Raw genomic sequence first — 22,103 nt, forward strand, 5'->3', positions numbered from 1 at the left:
TTATAAAAGACATTAGTATTAAATAGTTTAAAAAAATGAAAAATAATAAAGGAAGTGAGTCAAGTCCAGACTCCTGTGTAAAATGCTATACAATGTTTTTACCATTTCTACTTATCAAAATTGATGTATTTTCTTGAAGAATAAATCCATTCATCATGTAGGTCCATAAGAACGGCTCCAATTAAGCGATTGGCTGATGTTTGATTGGGGAAGATGCGAATAATCTTTTCTCTTCTGCGTACTTCTTGATTCAGTCGTTCAATTAGATTGGTACTCTTTAGTCGATTGTGGGAATTTCCTTGTACGGTATATTGAAAGGCGTCTTCGAATCCATCATCCAATGATGCGCAAGCTTTTGAATATTTTGGTTGATCGATATAATCATGAATCAATCGATTTTTAGCCTCACGCGCTAAGTTAATATCTGTGAACTTAAAAATTCCTTTAACAGCTTCTCTGAAAGATTTTGAATTTTTTTTAGGAATGGTGGTAAAGATATTTCTTAGGAAGTGAACTTGGCATCTTTGCCAACTTACGTTGGTGAAGGATTTTCTAATGGCAGAGACTAATCCTTTGTGCGCATCAGAAATAACGAGTTCCGTACCTTGTAAACCGCGTTCTTTTAGGTATTCAAAAAATGTTGTCCAGGTCTCTTCGCTTTCGCCACTTTGAATCATGAAGCCGATAATTTCACGGTCGCCATCTTTGGTTATTCCAATCGCTATATGACAGCTTTTTGAGAGTACTCGATTTTCTTCTCGTACTTTTATATAGAGTACATCGGTCATTAAGTAAGGATAATTTTTTTCTGATAATAAACGATTCTGCCACTCGTTAACCATAGGTTCTAGCTGTTCTGTTAAGCTAGAAACGAAGGACTTAGAGACGGATTTACCACAAAGTTCTTCCACAATTTTTGATACTTTACGAGTTGAAACGCCTGATACATACATTTCCAACATTGAAGCCATGAGGGCTTTTTCGTTTCGTTGATAACGTTCAAACACTGTGGGTGAAAAATGGCCATCACGTGTTCTGGGTACTTTTAATTCTAGCGTGCCTACACGTGTCGTAAAGCTGCGCTCATAATAGCCATTTCGTTGACTTTGTCGGTTTTCTGTTCGTTCATATTCTTTTGCTTGAATATATTCTGTTCGTTGATTTTCCATTAGTTGATTAAATACCGTTGTTAAAATATTTTTAGAAACGTCATCCTTTACAGAATATTCAATAATGCTTTGAATCTCTTCGCTTTTCAGTGTAAAATGTACTTGGGTCATGTAAAAGTCCTCCTGGGTATGTTTTTGTCGTTAAAAACATTGTACCGTAAAAGGACTGTTATATGGCCTTTTTACTTTTACACAATTATACGGACTTTATCAACATTTTGCTTATTAAGCAAGATATTCGTCAGGCTCTGTCTTCTGTTTAAGGATTGTAGTGAATTACTAAAACCAGAAAATCTAATATTCATAGAACCACCTTGTCTTCCTTTACCTGAAATCCTTTTTTCTATATCTTTTGACAACAATCCATTCTACATATTCATTAACTCACTCAATTTCTGTAATAATGAAGATTGCCCAAACGATAAATGCTGTAATTTTACTGTACCTTTTGTATTCCACCATCGTCATATCTTTAGCAGACACAGAACCTATTTTTGAATTGCCCACTATACTTCCACTAGCTTCGCTCTTTTCTCTTACACTATCCGCAAACCTTGTATCTTCCTTCTCCTGATCTTTAGCCGCATTTTTCTGCTGGTACTGATTGTAAGCCCGTGTCATATAGTTCACATTAATTGTATTACTCATAGTAACCTCCTTTGCTTTCTTTATCGGATAAAATAACCTGTTCTCCTAGTCCCATATCATCAAACGACCATATTACGCACACAAAGACCATATTTTTACAAGATGACCACTGCCTTAGTAGAAGCTCTGTATCTCAAACTCTTTGAAATACAATGCTTCCCTGCATTTTCTATATCGGCATGTTGATATTATTACTTTACTATCCTGCACACTCTCTGAGAGTGACTGTATCTATCAAAAAAGAAGCCAGCAGTTTATTCACGCACTGCTGACTTCTTATAATACTACTCATTTTATTTACTTCGCTGCGTCTCAGACAATTTTTTTATTTTTAAACATAACCTCTGTTTTCCCGCCATCCCTTTACATACCACCTGATTCCAACATATACCAGTTGCACGAATAATAAGAGAAATAGCAGATTGATTGGCAATACTTCCTTTATCCAATCCCCAAAGTAGATAGCTATTGCCATACTTACAAGTATCACCATTATGGTAATCATATCCCAACAGTATTTCTTATATAGCCCTGCAATCTTTATTTCGATGAATGCCAAAAGTATTCCCACACCCACCAGACATCCACCGCAAATCAATATTCTTATCAGCCAGTTTATAATTCCAGCAACGACAGGATTGGATATTCCATCACTAATCTGTGCCACGTTCTTTCCTGCCAGTACAACCCAGCCAGCAATGGTCTGTGTGAAAGTTGCGATTGTATCAAAGAATACCACGCAATCAGAAATAAATATTTTTGACCGTATCATCTGAAAAAGAGTAGTTGATACGGAATACCATATCAGCAGAAACATCAATGCTTCATACATGGCTGTTTTTGTTTTATATCTGCCTGCCAGTTTTTCCCTCTGCATATCATACTTTTCCTTAGCTTTCAGATAAGCTGTCTGTTTACAATTCCCGCACTTTTGATAGAGTACCGGCTTTTCAACCGGTATCTCTACTTTTTTCTGATGGGAGAGTGCATAATCCCGTTCCTGTTCTGCCTGTCTCTGCTTATCTCGACATTCCTCTATCATGGCTTGGACGGTGTGTGTTTTCTCTTTCTCGCTCTGCAACAATTCTTTTGTTTTCCTCAAGTCGTTCTTTAAGGCTTGAATGTTCTCTGTTTTGTTCTCGCTGTTTAACTTCTCGTTCAAGGTCAGCGATTCGTCGAGCTGCACTTTCAGTTCCCTGATAGTCCGGTCTTTCTGGTCGAGTTCTTCCTGCATCTGCTCTGTCAGCAGAAGCAACTCTTCCAGTTGATCGTCGCTCTTTGAGTTTCTTAATTCGTTCATCAATCAACCTTCCTTTCTCTAATTGCTGTTCAAGTTCAGTAATTCGCTGTTCTGTTTCTGCAATAGCCGGTTCTCGCTGTTTAATTTCTGTGCCAATTCCTGCCATTGCTGATTTTCGTCTGTGAGTTTCTGTATCTGGTCTGTCTTTTCTTCCAGAAGCATCAACAGTTCTTCTGTATCCGGTAAGATTTGTAGCAGCTCTGACAATTCTTTCTCTAATTGCTGCAATCGTTCTTCCTGCTCCTGAAAGCACATCAGCTTCTCGTCCTTTTCCTGTATCTCCTGAAGCATCTCTGCCATGATATTCTGCTGTTCCTCTATCTGTGTAATCATTGCTTCCATCATGGGAATTACTTCTTTGCTTTCTTCTAATGTCATTCAACCACTCCCTCCACATCGACAATGCACCGGATACCTTACCAAAGGTTGCAATTACCTTTTGCAGCAGTGCATTTTGTTTTTTTATCATCTGGTTTTCCTCGACCTTCCATGAACCTTTCCTTATCTGCCCGGTGAGATATTTTTCCTCAATCTTCCTTGCATCTGCACCCTCATGAATCGTAGGGACTTTCAATTTGCCCTGTCTTTCATAAGAGCGGTGGTCAATCAGATTGTCTATGGATAAATGCCGGTTACACATCTTTGCCCATTCGCTTCGCCATAACTCACAATTCTTTGGATTGTTCCAGCCGGTAGCGTCAGTCAGAACCCTTTTCCATTGTTTTCTGTTTCTTGCCCCGACTTTCTGTACTCCGTTTTCATCAAGTACCGGAATACGGATTCCATGACGGTCTGGATTTTTCTTATCCTGCCACCAGTCCGGGTGGGATTCATCAACCACGATATTTCCGTCAGTATCTCTGACAAAATCCCAGTCCTTGACTTCCTTGCTGCCCCATGAGTGGTCTGGATTGAATGGTCGCATGGTTACAAGTAAATGCACATGTGGGTTCCCGTCGCCCTTATCGTGTATGCTCCAGTCGGCACACATTCCCTCGTCCACGAAAGTCTTTTGAATATATTCGGTTGTATAATCAATCTGTTCCTGTCTGCTCCATTCTTTCGGCAGGGAAAATTCAAATGAGCGTCCAAGCTGTGCATCTGCATTTTTTTCTATCTTCAATACCTCATTCCATAGACGCTGTTTCTGAAATGTGATTTTAAACTTTTCCAGTGCGGCATCTTTATCATCCGCTCTTTTATAACGGATAGACTGTTGAAACCTTTTTATATTTTCTTCCGGTACATGCAGCCATTCAGGAGGTGCATTTTCGCACATCATCAGACTGGTGTAGACGACTTCCTTTTTGGAAGTATAGTAACTGATTCTGCCTGTTTCCTCATTCTTCATCACATCTCCATTAAGATATGCCGATGCGGATATGACAGATTTTCCTTTACTGCGCCCGACAATCTTTACTGTAAAGTGAAATATCGCCATGATACGATTCCCCCTTTCTGCCGTATCCGGCATTGATTTCCGACAGCATCTTCTTCTGGTTTGGCAGAAGTGAAGCTGTCGGAACGCCCTCTGCGCAAGAGTGCCCCCTGCGGCATGAGCAGGTCTGGCTGAAAGCCCCGCCGACGGAACGAGCCCGGCAAGCGTAAGCGCAGACCGGTTGCCACTTGTGGCAAACTTATAAGGACGACCTCTGGTTGTCCATAAGTGCGCCCTTCATTCAAAGGCAATGAAGGGAATGGAAAAACCACTCCCTCCGCCATTACACTTCCTCCATATCTGTAAGTGGCTCTTTCTGCATCGCCTTTGAGAAAAACTTTCCGTTTGTTTCCTGCCTTTTTAAGAAGCCTATCAACTTTGGTAAATCTTCCTCCTCAATCGGACAGCCAAGAACCGATTCCACCGCACCGCCAATCTGACAGAGCCTGTGGGTTCGTTTTTTACTTTCCTCGGCTTTCTTTCTCTTTTCCAGTTCCTTTCGCTGTGCAATGAGCTTTTTGGTAGCTTCGATGCTTTCCTGTTCCTTTTTCTCTAATGCACGTATTCTTTCTTCATAAGTCTTTGTTGATTTCGCCATATCGTCTTCATCCTTTCTCTTATAATCAAATCTTGCTCTGCTAAGATTTGGCACACGATTCTGGTCAGCTCTGTTGACATAATTCCAATCAGAATCGTGGTGCATCCTTGCGGAGCATTATCTTGTCGATGTTTTTCCGACAAGATAAACATTAGTTCCCGGTTGCATATCAGGAGAAGCACATGGTATAATCCTCTTGCGTGTAGGTATATCATGGCTTCGGTCTGATAGAACCTTTGGCGGTTTCGTAGGAAGCCGCCTTTTTAAGTTGCCACATTTCTTGTGACAGTTTTTACATTTCCTTTATCCCTCAGATCTCGCCCCTCGTTGGCTTCCATGAACTTTTCCAGAATGTCAGTTTTAATAAGGACTTTTCTTCCGACTTTTAATACCGGAAGTTTCTTCCATTCAACCAGCTTTCTCAAAGTGTTTCTGCCAATTCCTGTATAGTCGGCTGCTTCCTCGATGGATAATGCAATCTTTCTTTCCGTCATCTTGTCACCTCCTTATGAATTGCATTATGCAATTTCTGTTGTGCTGTTAGTATAGCGGTTTTATATTGTGTTGTCAAGCGTTATGAAATTTTAAAAATAATTATTATATTGCATATTGCAATTATGTGAGGTACATGCTATAATTCATACATACCGAAAAAGGAGGCAATCAGCATGAAAGATAAAGAACTACGCAAGCTGATAGGCAGCAGGGCAAAACAGCGTCGTCTGGAATTAAATCTGACACAGCCTTATGTTGCAGAGAAGATGGGAGTTACCGCTTCCACAATCCTGCGTTATGAGAATGGTTCGATTGACAATACCAAAAAGATGGTGCTGGAAGGTCTTTCGGAAGCACTTCATGTATCTATTGAATGGCTCAGAGGGGAAACCGATGAATACGAAACCGATATTACGGATAAGAAAGAATTACAGATTCGTGATGCAATGGGCGATATTCTCAAACAGTTACCTCTCGACCTTAGTAAAAAGGAAGATGCTTTTTCCAAAGATTTACTGCTGTTGATGTTAAAGCAATATAACCTGTTTCTGGAATCATTCCAGTTTGCCTGCAAGAATTACAAGGGCAACACGAATGAAGCTGATATTGCAAAAGTAATGGGGTTTGAATCGAATGATGAATATAACGAGATTATGTTTCTCCGGGAGATCACCCACACTGTTAATGCCTTTAACGACATGGCAGATATCGTAAGGCTTTATTCCAAGAAACCGGAAATGGCAGAACAAAGGCTTGAAAATCTTTTATCAGAAGTTTTGTATGAGGATTCCGATTCGGTATAGAACGACAACCGGAGTTATGATATACTTACACGCAAGAAGCATTTCATCAGTTCCGATTGTCTGATATCGAAAGGAGACACACGATTATGGCAAAAGGATCTGTAAGAAAAAAAGGAAAGAAATGGTACTACCGCTTCTATGTAGAAGATGCAAGCGGCAATCTGGTTCAGAAAGAATACGCTGGAACAGAAAGTAAAAGTGAAACGGAAAAACTGCTCCGTCAGGCAATGGATGATTACGAAAGCAAGAAATTTGTCGCAAAGACAGATAATCTTACTGTAGGAGAACTTCTTGATATGTGGGCGGAAGAAGAACTGAAAGTCGGAACACTCAGCAATGGTACAGTGGAAAATTATCTTGGTGCAATCCGTTGTATCAAGAAACATCCGATTGCAGAACGCAAATTAAAAACCGTTACTGCTGAACATTTACAGGCATTTCTCGATCTGCTTACATTCGGTGGGGAATTTCCAGATGGAAAAGTGAGAAAAGGATACAGTAAAGATTACATCCATTCCTTTTCAGCAGTATTACAACAGGCTTTCCGGTTTGCAGTATTTCCAAAACAGTTGATTACTTTTAATCCTATGCAGTATATTAAGCTGAAAAAACAGGCAGAGGATGTGGATTTATTCTCAGATGATGAGGTAGAAGAAGGCATACAGCCTATTTCCCATGAAGATTATGAGAGACTGATAGAATACCTCAAAGTAAAGAATCCACCTGCAATCCTGCCAATCCAGATCGCATACTATGCGGGACTTCGTATCGGTGAAGTTTGCGGATTGACATGGCAGGACATCAATCTTGAAGAACAATGCCTGACCATTAAAAGAAGTATCCGCTATGATGGCACAAAACATAAAAACATCATCGGACCGACCAAGCGAAAGAAAGTAAGGATTGTTGATTTTGGCGATACTCTGACTGAAATACTGAAAACCGCCAGAAAAAAACAGCTTAAAAGCCGGATGCAGTATGGTGAACTTTACCACCGCAATTTCTACAAGGAAGCACAGGACAAAAACAGAGTGTATTATGAATATTATCATCTGGACGGAACCGAAGAAATCCCGGTAGATTACAAGGAAATCTCCTTTGTCTGCCTGAGACCGGACGGATGTCTGGAACTGCCAAGCACACTCAGCATTGCCTGCCGATCAGTTGCAAAAAGGCTGGACGGATTTGAGAATTTCCATTTCCACCAGTTGCGACACACCTACACAAGCAACCTCCTCTCAAACGGAGCTGCCCCAAAAGATGTGCAGGAACTGTTAGGGCACTCTGATGTCAGTACCACAATGAATGTCTACGCCCACTCTACAAGAAAGGCAAAGCGGAACTCCGCCAGACTTCTTGATAAAGTGGCAGGCAACGACTAAATAAAAAATTCCCTTATTTCCCTTGCTGATTCCGCATAAGGTCAAAAATAAGGGAAAATACATATCATTTCACTATTTAAGGGGCTGGAAAGCCCGTAAAATAAGGAAAGTTCAAGAAATCTCTCCACAAATTCCGATTTGTCTATTTCAAACCTCCCCACTACCGGAACTTGCTACTCATTATTCATCTCAACTAAAACTGCATCGTCAACATCAAAATAATCCGCCATATGACTACTGAGCCCACTTGCCTTCCATGCCTGTTCAAATGAAATATTTTCTATGTTGCTAAGGTATACGAATACTGAATCGCAAACCGCATTCGGCATTCTTCCTTTTATCTCAAGGCGATATTTATAAGCAATATCATTGCAATTCCACGTTCCATCTTCCATCTCGCAATATGTTTTCATATTGCCTTCTATTGTTTTCTTAACCTCATTATTTTTTGGCTCACCACACCCTACCAGTGAAAAAACATATAGTATACTAATTGCAAAGACAATTATCTTCTTCATGCTCAACACCTCCGCAACTTCTTGTTTTCCAATTCTACAAGATGGATTTTTGTTATTTAGATTTATCCTTGAAAAAGCCAATTAAAATTAAAGCAATACCAAGAATTGCTACTGGAATATAAATAACATTTCTCGATTAACACCGTAAACTGGAAATTATCTTTCTTTTATCATCATATAGTTTGTAAGAAAAATTCCTTGTCGTTCTACCTGCTGTTCCTTAACAATCTTATAATCTCTTTTTTCAAAAAAAGGCTTCGCCGTAATAGAAGCGTCAGTAGTAATATTTCCTTGAACAGCTTGCTCCAGTTGATTGCAAATAGCAGTTGCAATACCTTTTCTTTGATAATCGGCATGAACAAATAGGCGGTCAAGGTAGCCTGTTTTATCGATGTCCCCAAAGCCTACAAGGCTCATTGCAATAAACAAACTAATTTTTTCATAAGTTCTCTTTTTTTCTAAGTTTGCTTTCATTTTTAGTCTCCAATCTTCAAATTTTCCGTTGTCTATTATGTTTATTTTATCATTATGCTTGCCAGATATTAGAGCTAAGATGGCACTTGTATTTTTTCGTGTATTTTTTATAATTATATATAAGAACACAAAAGGTATCAATACAAACTGAAAAGTGAGGGATCTTGTATGAGAAAAATACCGAGTCTCACAAAACCGTCAAAAACATTAAAGAACGAAAAGCTTTTACAGTCAGCATCGCAGATGAAAGCGTCATGAACGGTGATACGATTGATATGTCACTGGTAAATGCCATTGCCTTTGATCCTTATACGCATGGATATTACAAAGTAACCGAAAGAGTTGGCGAAGCTTTTAAAGATGGACTTCAATTAAAGCGATAACCACCAAATACAGAAAGCAGGTCTTGAACAAACGACCTGCTTTCTGACTTATTTATCTATTATCAATTCTCTATTCCACGCATTTCTAACCAATTTCCTTAGTATCAGTAATCCCACAACAAGAATAAGCGGAAACATTGTAGCCACAAATAGTCCCGTTTTAAGATTACCACCTGCCATTTCAGAAAGGCCGCCTACCATCGTAGGACTTACCATCGCACCCAAATCACCGGCTAATGCTAAGAATGCAAACATTGCAGTTCCCCCTCTCGGACACCTCTGCGAAGATATACTGATAGATCCCGGCCACATAACACCGACACCCAAACCGCAAAGAGCGCAGCCTACAAGTCCAAGGATTGGCAGCGTGGACAAGGAAGCTAACAAATAACACCCGACACACATCGTCCCGCAAGCAAGCATAACCTTGGTCAAATCAAGCTTCTGGCTGAACTTTCCATATAAAACACGCGATACCCCCATAAACATTGCGAACAAGCACGGCGCTGCCAAATCTCCAACCGTCTTGGATACTCCGATCGCAGATTCGGTAAATGCCGATGCCCATTGAGCCATCGTCGCTTCTGATGCCCCCGAACATACCATAAGTAATATCATCAACCAAAATATCGGAGTTTTCAACAATTCTCTAATCCCCATACTCTTACCGTCTTCTACCAGGCGTTCTATAGGACAGTTCATAAAATTAAATGCGTTATATAATGGCACTAATGCCCAAATAAAAACGAGTACTTTCCATTTTTCTATTCCAAACAGAGCAAAAAAGAGTGTGGAGCCTAAAACAACCCCCATTGCACCCCAGCAATAAAAAGAATGAAGCAAACTCATCACTCCATCCTTATTTTCAAAAGGACAAGCTTCAACAATCGGACTGACTAAAACTTCGATCAGTCCACTTCCAATGGCATAAAGCACTACCGAAATCAGAATCCCTATAAATGGTGCAGAAAGTAATTCCGGCAAAAGCGCCATTAGCAAAAGTCCTATAGCCGATAACACTTGTGACGCAACGACACAAGTACGATATCCAATTTTATCAGCAAATTTAGTGGCTGCAAAATCGATAAGGAGCTGCGTCAAATAAAACACTAATGGTATCATCGCAATCTTTTCAAACGTAACTCCGTAAGTATTTACAAATGTCAAAAATAAAAGTGGCGTAAAATTAGCAGTGATCGCTTGGGTAACAAAGCCAAGATAACAAGCTGCTAAAGTTTTTTTATAATTCTTTTGTTTTATCATTGTGGTTCCTTTAAAATGTCAGCTCCATCTTCGTTCCTTTTCCCACTTTACTTTCCACCCTTATGGATGCGCCGTGAATCATGGCGCCGTGTTTCACAATGGACAAACCAAGTCCTGTGCCTCCGGTCGCCTTGGAATGACTTTTATCCACCCGATAAAACCGCTCAAAGATTCGTTCCTGCTGATCCTCCGGGATTCCGATTCCTGTATCTGTTACGATCACTTTCTTACCTTTCAGGGTACTGCCAACCCATATGCTGATACTTCCACCCCGGTTATTATACTTAATTCCGTTTTCACAAATGTTATAAATCATTTCATCCAATATCGGACGAACTCCATGATAAAGTACAGATTCCCCCGTCACTTCGATGTGAACGTTCATCTCTTCCGCCTGAGGCGCCAAACGACTGGCAATCTCCCTGGTTAGGTCATAGAGATCTACATCTTCTTTTTCATTTTCCACCTTACCTTCATCTAACTTTGACAGCTTGATGATATCTTCCACCAATGAAATCAAGCGTTTTGCCTCATTATAAATGCGCTCTGAAAACATCTTCATGTCTTCTGGCTTTACTAACCCATTTTTCATAATTTCTGCATAACCGGAAATAGACGTCAGTGGCGTCTTTAACTCATGGGATACATTTGCAGAGAATTCTTTCCGCATATTTGCGATTGCATCTTTCTCTCTATTCTGCTTATCAATACTCTCAAGCAATGGCGTCAACTCCTCATACACATCATTATCCAATGGATGTTCCAACTGAAGCTCATTGATCGGACGAATCAGGCGCTCTACCTGCCATTTAGCCAAAAGCCACGCCACAACCAGCATAACTCCGGCAATCAACCCCATCAGCGGAAGAATTGCCATCGCCGTGTGGTATGCCGTATTGACAGTCTTAGACACCCTTAAAATATCTCCATTCGGAAGCCGCTTTGCATAATAGAACATTTCCTCATCCAGCGTATCTGATCTTCTGACATACTGACCACTCCCTGATTTGATTGCCTGTTTTACCTCCGGACGATCCTTGTGGTTTTCCAACGTGACATCGTCTTCTTTAGAATCATATTTCACATCTCCATCACTCGCAATCAGTGTCACACGAGTATTCCGTCTTACGGCATCCAAATCTTCCAGATATCGTTCTCCGGAAATTTTAACCGCCTCGATGATATAGTCCGCTTCCTGCCGGATCTCATCCTCCATAATTCCCATGGTCTGTCTATAGATCACAAATGTCGTAATTGCATAAGTGATCACCAGTGTCGTTGCAATCACTAGAATCATGCTGCGCTGTATCTTTTTTCTCATCTGCCGATCCTACTCCTTCTCGCTTCCTTCTCGCTTCTCTCTTGCTTCCTTATTATCTTCTCTACTGCCCCATTCTATAGCCCACACCCCGGACCGTCTCAATGTGTTCGCCGGCACTTCCCAGTTTCTGGCGCAGAGTCCGCACATGCACGTCTACTGTTCGGGTCTCTCCATCAAAGTCATATCCCCATATATCCTCTAGAAGCTGATCCCTCGTCAGCACAATATTCGTATTCTTCATCAAACGCTTTAAAAGTTCGTACTCTTTCAAGGTCAGATTGATCACTTCTCCTGCAACTGTCACCTCATGCTTCTTCGTATCAATCTCAATCTCACCAACCACAATGGTGTTGTCCTTGTGCGGATGTTCCCGATTGCTTCTGCGAAGCACAGCCTTCACACGAGACACCAGTTCCATCATTCCAAATGGCTTTGTCACATAGTCGTCTGCTCCTGCGTCCAATCCCATGACTTTATCATATTCCGCGCCCTTAGCGGTCACCATAATCACGGGAATCTCTCTTGTCTTGGCTGATCCTTTTAACTTTCTAAGTAACTCCATTCCATCCATCCCCGGAAGCATAATATCAAGCAAAATAAGCTCTGGCGTCTCAAGAGCCAAAGCTTCTAGAAAAGATTTTCCTTCTTCAAAGCCACGGGCTTTAAAGCCCGTGCTTTCCAATGTATAAACTACCAGTTCCCGGATATTACTGTCATCTTCTACACAAAATATCATGAATTCTTCGTCTCCTTATACCTGACTTTCTTTGTGAATACCGGTAATTGAAAATTCTACCCACTCTGCAATGTTGGTCGCATGATCTCCGATTCGCTCCAGATATTTGGCCACCATGATAAGGTCAATGATTTCGCGCCCTGCATCCCCTTTATTCTGTGCAATAAAAGCAATCAAATCCCGCTTATTCTCTTCAAAAAGCTGGTCTACCGCATCATCGGCCTCCATCACCTTCCTGGACAATTCCAAATCTCTCTTCACATAAGCAGTCACACTGTCTCTGACCATCTTTGCTACTGCCTCTGACATCTTCCCAATCTTCGGAATCTCAGCTCCTTCTGACTTCTTTTCAGAAATAATAATCTCGGCAATGTCAGATGCCTGATCTCCGATTCGCTCCATGTCTGTAATCATCTTAAGAGCCGCAGAAATCTGTCTTAAATCTCTTGCCACAGGCTGTTGCTGAAGTAGAAGCTTCAGGCACAGACGCTCAATGTCCTTCTCCATCTGGTCAATCTCTTCATCTGCCCGAATGACCTCCTTCGCCTCTTCCATACTTCCATGCTGAAGCGCTGTGGTTGCCCGGTTAATGGCAACTTCACACAATTCTCCCATATGAATCAGCTGTTCGCTGAGACACTCAAGCTGCATATCAAATTTATTACGCATATCTTAACCAAACCTCCCTGTAATATAATCTTCTGTCCGTTTGTCTGACGGTATGGAGAACAATTTCTCCGTATCGTTATACTCGATGACTTCACCAAGCAGGAAAAAGGCGGTGTTATCCGATACACGTACAGCCTGCTGCATGTTGTGGGTTACCATAACGATAGTATAATCTTTTTTCAGTTCCATCGCAAGATCTTCAATCTTCGACGTGGAAATAGGATCCAACGCCGAAGTTGGTTCATCCATCAAAAGAACTTCCGGCTGAACCGCAAGTGCACGAGCAATGCATAGTCTCTGCTGCTGCCCGCCGGACATTCCAAGCGCACTCTTTTTCAAACGATCTTTACATTCTTCCCAAATTGCTGCGTCCCGCAAAGATTTCTCCACAATATCATCTAGCTTTGCCTTGGAATGAATTCCATGGGTTCTCGGTCCGAATGCAATATTGTCATAGATGCTCATAGGAAATGGATTTGGCTTCTGGAATACCATTCCCACCCTTCTGCGAAGCAAGTTCACATCAATATCCTTATAAATATCTTCCCCGTCAAGCTGAAGTTCTCCTTCAATCCGACACCCCTCTACCAGATCATTCATCCGATTGATGGATTTTAGAAGCGTGGACTTTCCACATCCTGACGGACCAATAAATGCCGTAATTTTGTTTTCCTCTATCTCAAGATTCACATTTTTCAGAGCATGAAAATCCCCGTAATGGAGATTCATATCCTTGATACTAATCTTACTCATGTTCTATCCTCTCTTATATTCTTCTTATCCTCTTATACTCTTCTTTTCTACGCTTTTGTCAGTTTCTTTGCCAGAAATCCTGACAAGGTATTGATTCCCACTACCAGCACAAGCAGAATTACCGCCGTTGCATATGCCTGATCCATATACAAGCCTTCGCTTGCCAGATTATACATATGAACCGCCAGCGTTCTTCCCGAATCCAGAACGCTGTTTGGAATATCTGCCACCGTTCCTGCTGTGTAAATCAGAGCCGCTGTCTCTCCGACAATTCTTCCCACCGCCAGGATCACTCCCGCCAAAATACCCGGAATTGCAGACGGCAATACAATCCGAAACACGGTACGAAGCTTTCCTGCCCCGAGGCCAAAGCTTCCTTCTCTGTAAGAATCCGGCACCGCCTTTAACGCCTCTTCCGTACTTCTCATAATTAATGGAAGCACCATAATAGACAAGGTAAATGCTCCTGCCAAAATAGAAAATCCCCATCCGTATGCAGATACGAAAAACAACATTCCAAACAATCCATATACAATAGACGGGATTCCCTGCAGTGTCTCCGTCGTCAGCCGGATAACCTCTACGAATTTATTACCTCTCTTTGCATATTCCACCAAAAAGATGGCTGAAAATATTCCAAAAGGAACCGCGATCACCAGAGACAATAAAGTCATAATAATTGTATTGATAAGCGCCGGCATTAAAGATGCATTTTCAGATGTATAAGTGAAAGAAAATAATGATGGTTTCAAGTACGGCACACCATTAATCAAGACATAAGCAATCAAAAAAATTAATACCGCAAACGTGATCACTGCTGACAACATTACCAAAAGCATCATCAGAAAAGAAAAAGGGGTTCGCTTATAAGATTTTAATTTCTGTCCAATATTTCTTTGATTTTTACTCACGAGTCGTCCTCCTCTTTAGCAGCGCCACACTGAAGTTGATAATCAAGATGAACACAAAAAGTACTACTCCCGTTGCGATCAACGCTTCTCTGTGAAGTCCAGTCGCATATCCCATCTCAATTACAATATTGGCTGTCAGCGTACGTACTCCTCGGAAAATTCCTTGCGGCAGTCGTGCCTGATTACCCGCCACCATAATAACCGCCATCGTCTCTCCAATAGCACGGCCGATTCCCAAGACAATCGCTGCAATCACGCCAGACTTTGCTGCCGGTATAACAACCCGGAAGATCGCCCTTTCGTGAGTTGCTCCAAGCGCAACTGCCCCCTCATAATACTGCTCCGGTACCGCACGAATGGAAGATTCCGTCAATCCAATAATTGTTGGAAGAATCATCATCCCCAGAAGCAGAGATGCGGTCAGGATACTGCTTCCATTTCCGCCGAATCCTAGATCCCGTCCCAATGTACGGATCAAAGGTACAATCACCACCAGTCCAAAGAAACCATAAACTACTGACGGGATTCCCGCCAGAAGTTCTGTTGCCGCCTTCAGCGGCTTATAGATTTTCTTTGGGCAGTAATACGCCATAAAAACAGCTGTCAAAATTCCGATTGGAACACCAAAGATAATCGCCCCCGCTGTTACGTATAAACTTCCTACAATCATAGGCAGGATCCCGAAAATCTCATTTTTCGGTTTCCACATTTCTCCACTTAGAAATTCCCCAAATCCGATTTCTTTCATAGCAGGGATCCCATTTGCAAATAAAAAGATACAAATGAGAGCTACCGCCAGTACCGAAGCACAGGCGGCAATGAAGAACACTCCCTGCATGAACTTTTCTGTCCACGCTTTTTTGTTCATATTATTTTACTACCTCATCCCAAGTCAGAGCCTCTCCAGTGTAAATTGTTTTTACCTGTTCGCTGGAAAGTTCATCGGTTGTATTTGCTTTGTTTACGATTACTGCGATACCATCTGTAGCCATCACCTGTCCTTCAACCTCTGCTGTCTCTTCGTCTTTCAGCTCACGAGATGCCATACCGATATCATAGCTTCCGTCAATCGTAGATGTCACACCTGTGGTGGAATCAGTTGTCTGCAGTTCGATTTCTGCATCCGGATTCACTTCTTTGTAAGCTTCGATCAATTTTTCCATAACCGGAGAAACAGAAGAGGAACCACCTACCACAATCTTTCCTGCCGGCTTGCTTCCTGCATAAGCTGCTGCAGAATCATCACCAATGTAGCCATTGTCAGAAACTACCTGCTGTCCTTCTTTGCTCATAATGTAGCTCACAAAATCCTTTGCCACTTCATTTTCAGAACCTTTTTTCGTTACAATATTAAATGGTCTGGACACTTTGTATGTATCGTTCTTAATGTTCTCAGCAGTCGCCTCTGCTCCATCAATCTTCAGCGCCTTTACACTCTCATCTAAAGATCCAAGAGAAACATAACCGATTGCATACTCATCTCCGGCTACCGTTGTCATCATTACGGAAGTGCTGTTGGTGATCTGCGCTTCTTCCGTTGTCATATCCACCTTCTCGCCGTCTTTCTTCTCTTCTACTCCAAAAAGCTCGATGAACGCTCCTCTTGTACCAGATCCATCCTCACGGGACACGATTGTGATATCCATAGAAGAATCCCAGTCACTTGTGCTCTCTGTCTTTTCTCCATTATCTGCTTTCGCAGTTTCTTCCTTACTTCCACATCCAACTGCCATTCCAGCTACCATTCCAACTACTGCCAGTGTTGCAATAAACTTTTTCAATTTCATACCTTTAATCTCCTTTTGTTTCAATATTCTGTATCTCTTCTTCACAGGACTTATCATATCGAAGGAATGTAAAATCTGAAATCACCGGAATGTTAAATCTAAGTTAAGCCATGTAAGGTTTTAAAAAAGAGAACTCACACAGCTCTTCGCCGCGTGAGTTCTCTTTCTCATCTTCTAGAAACTTCTGTTTCCTTCTCTATTCCTGTTCTTTTCTTCTGCTTTTCAGCATCCATCCGCCTGCCACAAGCGCTGCCATCATGCCGAATACATATACAGTCATATCTGCTGCGTCGCCTGTCTTCGGTACTTTGTTTGGCTTCTGATCCTGTCCAGCTGGTTTGCCATCCGGTATTCCCGGTTTCTGGCCCTGATTTCCTCCATCCGGCTTTCCTGGTTCTACCGGTTTAGAGACTTCTTTTACGGTTACATCAAAGGTTGCTGTCTGATCTTTGTAGGTTACGGTAATGGTCTGCTTTCCAACCTTATTAGCATCATAACCAGCTACCGTATAGCTTCCCTCTGGAAGAACTTCTTCTTTGCCATCGCTGTAGTGAGCTGTTACTTCCATTCCTGTCAGGTCCAGATTCTCACCCTGCTTGTACTCGATCTTTTCTGGTACTTTTACCGTAATCTTATCTAAGGTTACTTCCGGATCTACCGGGTCAGATTTTTCTGTCACCGTTACAACAAATGTAGCTGTTTGACCCTCGTAGGTTACCGTAATGGTCTGCTCGCCAACTTGCTGTGCGTCATAACCAGATACTGTATAACTTCCCTCTGGAAGAACTTCTTCTTTGCCATCGCTGTAGTGAGCCGTTACTTCCATTCCTGTCAGATCCAGATCCTCACCCTGCTTGTACTCGATCTTGTCCGGTGCTTTTACTGTAATCTCATTTAAGATAACTTCCGGCTCATCCGGCGTCATCTTCACCGGAGCTACGCCTTCGTTGGTCGGCTTAATCTGCATATATCCGTCTTCATCAAAGGTAATCTCATCGATACAGGTCTCACGGTGTACGCCAAGTCCATCCCCTGAAGTAAAGATATTGATTGGGGTATAGAATCTGTGGTATGCCATAAAGTAACGATCCTGATCGTTTCCATCTTTCACATGAAGTACGGACTGATGTGCGGATCCTAAGATTCCCATGCTGTCATCTCTTGCAAGAAGATTCTTTTTCACCAGTTTTACGGATGAACTTCCATCTGCATTCGTCAGTGTGTCAGATACACCGTAGTTTACATGGTAGTTTGGACTATTTGCATCGTCACAAGACCAGGTCCAGTGATACTTGCCATCCTTCTTTGTTACGATAATAGATTCACGGAAATCGGTCAGACCCTTAATCTGTTTTAAGGTTCCTTCTTTGATGCTCATCATGTCGTCGTTTAACTGCGCGATTGCAGCGGCACCATTTCCAAACAGAAGATAAGAAGTTCCATCTTCATCGGTAAAGATCGATGGGTCAATTGCCTGTCCCATACTTACACCTGCTGCTCTGCACATATCAACAGTCATCAACGCTTCACCCTTATCAGTATAAGGACCTGCTGGATTATCTGCTACTGCAACTCCGATCGCTGACTGTCCGTTTTCAAACTTTCCACAATAATAGAAGTAGTATTTTCCATCCTTCTCTTCGATGGTTGGAGCCCACGCGCTTCCGCCCTTTGCCCACGGGGAAACGGCGATCTGAACGCCCTGCTCATTTACGCCTGGGGTGTCATTTTTCAGCTCCATGATGATGCCTTCATCTTTCCAGTCAACCATGTTGTCAGAAGAGAATGCATGGAACTTCGTTCCGCTCCATCCCGGATATCCGTCTGTCGTTGGGAACAGCCAGAACTTGCCGTCAAAGTAGTCAAGATCCGGGTCTGCGTACTGTCCCGGCAGTACCGGGTTGTTGCTTGGAATGGCCTTCTTGATCGTCCACTCTTCTTTTTCCTTATTTCTTACAAAAGTAATCTTCTGATCCTTGGAAAGATCAAATGTGCTTCCATTTTCTACTGTCTTTCCATCCACCTGAATCTCTGCTTCTCCATTAAAGGCAAAGGTTACTGGCGTCTTAGTAAAATCAGCCTCATTCCGGATATATGGAGTAATTGTCTTGCTCTTGGCATCTACTTTGGTAAATACTGCTGTATGATCGTCAGTTCCTCTGTATTCTAACGCTTCTTCTCTGGTTGGAGCCGTTCCTGTGGTTACCGATTTTACCATCGGAAGGGTTGCCACAAAGTCCTTGGAGATTTCCTTTACTTCTTTCTCTGTCAGTGCTTTATTCTCGATCTGGAAGTTGTCGATCCATCCCTTGAAGTATTCTCCGCTGTTCGTCCAGTTTGCCTTTCCGATCTGAAGAATGCTGTTATTTCCAAGGATGCTTGGCAGAGCATAATTGCTTTCTACCGTCTGCATCTTCACTCCATTGACATAGAGAATTGTCTCATAAGCTGTCAGCACCACATCTACGTGATACCAGTCACTTCCTGTTACCGTTTCCGGACACAATGGGCGGCTTCCCTGATTCTTATATCGCTCTACCTTTGTAGAACCATTTAATTCCATAATTCCCAGATACACCTCGCTGTTATAAGATGTCTGGTTGTTATTCGGAGCCGCGTACATAACCCAATTGGTTGCGCTTCGGTCTGGTTTCATCTCATAGGAAATGGTCAATTCCTTCATGCCTGTCAGAAGACTCTTGCCTTCCTTATCGGTTACTTTCAGGAAGTTGTTGTTATTTCCATTTAAGTACAATGCTTTTCCAGCGTCTTTGCTCCAGCTATCCTTGAGTTCATAAGCCTGTCCTGTCGCTTTTGCATTCTCGCTCTCAAATCCGCTTCCGTCTTCGTTGAAATCAAACTTCGCCAGTGTCTTTCTTTCAACCTCTTCTGCTTCTTTTACTTCAATTTCAAAAGAGGTCTTCTGTTCTCCATAGGTTACAGTTACGGTCTGTTTTCCAACTTCAGAGAAATCTACTTTACTAAACTTAAAATGTCTCTCATTCTTGCTGCCTGCCTGATAAGCAATATCTTCCGTCTTACCATTTGCATAACTTACCGTAAGAACCAATCCGCTTGGATTCAGCTTCTTTGCCCCAGTCTCATAAACCGTTTCATCCGGAGCCTTTTTCACTTCCACCTTGCTTGGCCCATAAGCCTCCATCACTGCATTGTATTCTGCCTCTGTCAACGCGATGACGGTTCCATGTCTCTTATGGTTCGTATCAAAGTTGAAATCATTGTCTGCTGTCTTGATCCATTTTGCATTTGCAATATCGGTAGTATAGAACGGTACATAGCCGACTTCGCCAAAGTTATCTGCCAGGAGTCCGTATGTCTCAACTTTCTCTCCGTCCACTTCTTTCCAGTCATCCTGATTGTATGCAAATAATTCCGGTCCTTCCAGGCCTGCGGTAAATCCTGTAATATCTTTAATATTTCCCTGCTTACCCCAAGAAGACTGATCGGTGAGCCAGGATTTCTGATCGGTGCATTTCTCCAGCTGAATCGTTCCTCCTGCTGCTGATCCGCGATAATAGTTTCCATCGGAATCCCGGACAATCGTCGTATCGATAATATGATCATTGCCATTGTCGATAAACAACTCCGGCTCTGAGAAATTACGGAAATCTCTAGTTTTGGATGCGTATACCTTCTGCACGCTTCCTGTCATAGACGCCCAGTAAACCACAAATTCTCCTGTCGCCTCATCGTAGATCGCCTCTGGCGCCCACGCGCAGGTCGTTCCTTCCGGCGCTACTTCTGCAAGCCATGGTTCTGACCAATTGACAAGATCTGTTGACTCCCAAATTCTTAAGCAATGGCTTCCGTTAAACTGAGAAGTTCCCCAATCTACGGTTCCATTTGCAATGTCATTTGCTCCGATACAAAGATCTGTTGCAATAAGATAGAACTTATCGCCTTCCGGTGAACGAATCATATATGGATCACGCACACCAGCCTGATTCTGAGTCTTGTTAATGTCTTCTTCTGTTCTAACTGAATCTGCAACGCTTAATACAGCTTCCTTCTTATTTAAGTCCATCCAGTTATCGCCGTCATGGCTGGACGCAAAGAAGATCTGCTGTTCTGCTGGTCCCCCATTGTTTACAAAATAAGCAAACAGATAATCCTTCATTTCTTCTTGCTTATGCGCTTTTTTTACATTCAGCTCAAACTCTTTCTCTACAGACTTGCCGTCTGCTGTCAGGGTTGCTGTCAGAATAACCTTGGTGTCTTTCTTCTGTCTGCTGACAACACCGGCTGGTTTCCCGTCTTTCTCCTGATCTGTTACAATCTTGTCATCGCTGGATTTCCAAGTCACAGAAGCGTTTCTTCCTGAGCCTTCAATTTCCACCGTTTCCGGAAGATAAATATTCCCTCGGACATCATCCACATTTACGATGGTAAGCTTCTCTTTTGCAGCCTCAAGGAAATCTCCCTGATCCATCAGCTTGGACACGGTGACAGGAATCTCTTTTTCTGCCTTCTGTCCTGCCATTTCGATGGATGCCGTAAATACCACAACTGCATCTTCGCCGCTTGGTCTTGTAACCTTGACACTATATCCGTCGTCGCCAATCACAGCAGCTTTATTGTCCTCCACCTTCCATGTAATGTTGGAATAGTTTTCTCCAACAGACGGCAAGGTGAAATCCTCCGTAACTGTTCCTGGAAGCGTCAGTTTTTCCTGATCGTCAGCCACCGCTTTCTTAGCCGCCTCTTCACTGACCAGCTCTGCATCGGTTAACGCTTGATCATAGATGGTGAAATTGTCGATCCAGCCTTTATAACCTTCTCCATTTCCCCAGTTTGCGCGGCCGATATAGAAGATTCCTCCATCTTCCACAATATCCTTCACCTGATAATCACTGGCAACCACACTTTTCTTTACGCCGTCAACGTACAGAACGGTCTGACTTTCCTGAAATACGATATCAATGTGCGCCCAGTCTGTCCCAATGGTCACATCCGGACATGCTGGTCTTCCATTTTCATTGTCATAACGTTCTACCTTCACATTTCCATTGTTATGAAATGCACCGATATAGTGTTCTTTCTGATTCACCGGCTTGTCATTGTTAGGAGCCGCATAGAAGGCCCAGTTAGTTTCCTTTCGATCCGGTTTCTCATCATAAGAAATCGTGATCTCATTCTTCCCGGACAAAATGCTCTTTCCCGCCCGGTTCTTCAAAGACAGATAGTTAGAAGCATTCCCATCAAGATAGAGCGCTTTCCCATTATCCGCATGGTCGTCCAAGCGATAGCTTCCCTTTACTTCCGCTGTTCCTCCGGCGCTCGTAAACCCGGACGCTTCATCGTCAAACGTGAATGCGGCGAAAGGCTCGTTTGCCGTCTTACCTGCCGCCTGAACATCTGCCGGCAGATATGCGCCCGCCATAGAGGCTGTAAGCACAAGCGCCAGCGTCTTGTTCCAAAATCCCTTTTTCATTTC

Annotated in this window: 21 protein-coding genes; 3 read left to right on the plus strand and 18 right to left on the minus strand. The window is 42.4% G+C overall.

Features of this window, described 5'->3' with window-relative positions; translation table 11 throughout:
- Positions 1-107: 107 nt before the first annotated feature.
- From WKT00_RS06050 to WKT00_RS06080, 7 genes are all read right to left on the minus strand, one after another.
- Complete coding sequence (locus tag WKT00_RS06050) at positions 108-1,280, minus strand: IS256-like element IS256 family transposase (RefSeq protein WP_000195429.1); 1,173 nt, start codon at positions 1,278-1,280, stop codon at positions 108-110.
- Positions 1,281-1,553: 273 nt separating this feature from the next.
- Positions 1,554-1,817, minus strand: coding sequence for a hypothetical protein (locus WKT00_RS06055; RefSeq protein WP_118540039.1), 264 nt, complete (start codon positions 1,815-1,817; stop codon positions 1,554-1,556).
- A gap of 331 nt (positions 1,818-2,148) precedes the next feature.
- Positions 2,149-2,859, minus strand: a complete 711-nt coding sequence (locus WKT00_RS06060) for a DUF6040 family protein (RefSeq protein WP_014080632.1) — start codon at positions 2,857-2,859, stop codon at positions 2,149-2,151.
- Entirely contained in the window at positions 2,837-4,558 is a 1,722-nt protein-coding gene (locus tag WKT00_RS06065) for a MobA/MobL family protein (RefSeq protein WP_008115703.1), read from the minus strand. Before WKT00_RS06065 ends, WKT00_RS06060 begins: the two co-directional genes overlap by 23 nt.
- Positions 4,534-4,839: a hypothetical protein gene (locus tag WKT00_RS06070; RefSeq protein ID WP_005345966.1), complete on the minus strand. Its 306-nt coding sequence runs from the start codon at positions 4,837-4,839 to the stop codon at positions 4,534-4,536. Before WKT00_RS06070 ends, WKT00_RS06065 begins: the two co-directional genes overlap by 25 nt.
- Entirely contained in the window at positions 4,839-5,153 is a 315-nt protein-coding gene (locus WKT00_RS06075) for a hypothetical protein (protein ID WP_014080633.1), read from the minus strand. Before WKT00_RS06075 ends, WKT00_RS06070 begins: the two co-directional genes overlap by 1 nt.
- 263 nt (positions 5,154-5,416) lie before the next feature.
- Complete coding sequence (locus WKT00_RS06080) at positions 5,417-5,647, minus strand: helix-turn-helix domain-containing protein (RefSeq protein WP_008115699.1); 231 nt, start codon at positions 5,645-5,647, stop codon at positions 5,417-5,419.
- A gap of 174 nt (positions 5,648-5,821) precedes the next feature.
- On the opposite strand from WKT00_RS06080, the gene WKT00_RS06085 reads away from it, so the two are divergent.
- On the plus strand, positions 5,822-6,451 hold the full coding sequence (locus tag WKT00_RS06085; RefSeq protein WP_003505395.1) for a helix-turn-helix domain-containing protein: 630 nt from the start codon (positions 5,822-5,824) through the stop codon (positions 6,449-6,451).
- Positions 6,452-6,537: 86 nt separating this feature from the next.
- Complete coding sequence (locus WKT00_RS06090) at positions 6,538-7,833, plus strand: tyrosine-type recombinase/integrase (protein ID WP_014080634.1); 1,296 nt, start codon at positions 6,538-6,540, stop codon at positions 7,831-7,833.
- A gap of 173 nt (positions 7,834-8,006) precedes the next feature.
- Here WKT00_RS06090 and WKT00_RS06095 read toward each other — a convergent pair whose 3' ends face one another.
- A complete protein-coding gene (locus WKT00_RS06095) occupies positions 8,007-8,351 on the minus strand; it encodes an immunogenic protein (RefSeq protein ID WP_101694908.1) in 345 nt (114 codons plus the stop codon).
- 156 nt (positions 8,352-8,507) lie between these two features.
- A complete protein-coding gene (locus WKT00_RS06100; RefSeq protein WP_408608325.1) occupies positions 8,508-8,936 on the minus strand; it encodes a GNAT family N-acetyltransferase in 429 nt (142 codons plus the stop codon).
- A gap of 143 nt (positions 8,937-9,079) precedes the next feature.
- On the opposite strand from WKT00_RS06100, the gene WKT00_RS11815 reads away from it, so the two are divergent.
- A complete protein-coding gene (locus WKT00_RS11815; RefSeq protein ID WP_330403449.1) occupies positions 9,080-9,208 on the plus strand; it encodes a hypothetical protein in 129 nt (42 codons plus the stop codon).
- A gap of 48 nt (positions 9,209-9,256) precedes the next feature.
- On the opposite strand, the gene WKT00_RS06110 is transcribed toward WKT00_RS11815, so the two are convergent.
- The 9 genes from WKT00_RS06110 to WKT00_RS06150 all read right to left on the minus strand — a co-directional run bounded on the left by WKT00_RS06110 (position 9,257) and on the right by WKT00_RS06150 (position 22,100).
- Complete coding sequence (locus WKT00_RS06110) at positions 9,257-10,471, minus strand: MFS transporter (protein WP_101694910.1); 1,215 nt, start codon at positions 10,469-10,471, stop codon at positions 9,257-9,259.
- A 10-nt stretch (positions 10,472-10,481) separates the two neighbouring features.
- On the minus strand, positions 10,482-11,792 hold the full coding sequence (locus WKT00_RS06115) for a sensor histidine kinase (protein ID WP_101694911.1): 1,311 nt from the start codon (positions 11,790-11,792) through the stop codon (positions 10,482-10,484).
- A gap of 61 nt (positions 11,793-11,853) precedes the next feature.
- Entirely contained in the window at positions 11,854-12,528 is a 675-nt protein-coding gene (locus tag WKT00_RS06120; protein WP_101694912.1) for a response regulator transcription factor, read from the minus strand.
- A 15-nt stretch (positions 12,529-12,543) separates the two neighbouring features.
- A complete protein-coding gene (phoU, locus tag WKT00_RS06125; protein ID WP_101694913.1) occupies positions 12,544-13,197 on the minus strand; it encodes a phosphate signaling complex protein PhoU in 654 nt (217 codons plus the stop codon).
- Between the two features lie 3 nt (positions 13,198-13,200).
- Positions 13,201-13,950, minus strand: coding sequence for a phosphate ABC transporter ATP-binding protein PstB (gene pstB, locus WKT00_RS06130; protein ID WP_101694914.1), 750 nt, complete (start codon positions 13,948-13,950; stop codon positions 13,201-13,203).
- 47 nt (positions 13,951-13,997) lie between these two features.
- The gene (pstA, locus tag WKT00_RS06135; protein ID WP_173814666.1) at positions 13,998-14,792 is read right to left on the minus strand and encodes a phosphate ABC transporter permease PstA; all 795 of its coding nucleotides are present in this window, start codon (positions 14,790-14,792) and stop codon (positions 13,998-14,000) included.
- 61 nt (positions 14,793-14,853) lie between these two features.
- Complete coding sequence (gene pstC / locus WKT00_RS06140; protein ID WP_173814582.1) at positions 14,854-15,729, minus strand: phosphate ABC transporter permease subunit PstC; 876 nt, start codon at positions 15,727-15,729, stop codon at positions 14,854-14,856.
- 1 nt (position 15,730) lies between these two features.
- Entirely contained in the window at positions 15,731-16,648 is a 918-nt protein-coding gene (locus WKT00_RS06145; RefSeq protein ID WP_101694917.1) for a substrate-binding domain-containing protein, read from the minus strand.
- Positions 16,649-16,844: 196 nt separating this feature from the next.
- Entirely contained in the window at positions 16,845-22,100 is a 5,256-nt protein-coding gene (locus WKT00_RS06150) for a family 43 glycosylhydrolase (RefSeq protein WP_340261951.1), read from the minus strand.
- Between the last annotated feature and the right edge of the window lie 3 nt (positions 22,101-22,103).

This window comes from Dorea sp. ICN-14282, assembly GCF_037890115.1.
GTDB lineage: Bacteria > Bacillota > Clostridia > Lachnospirales > Lachnospiraceae > Dorea_B > Dorea_B phocaeensis.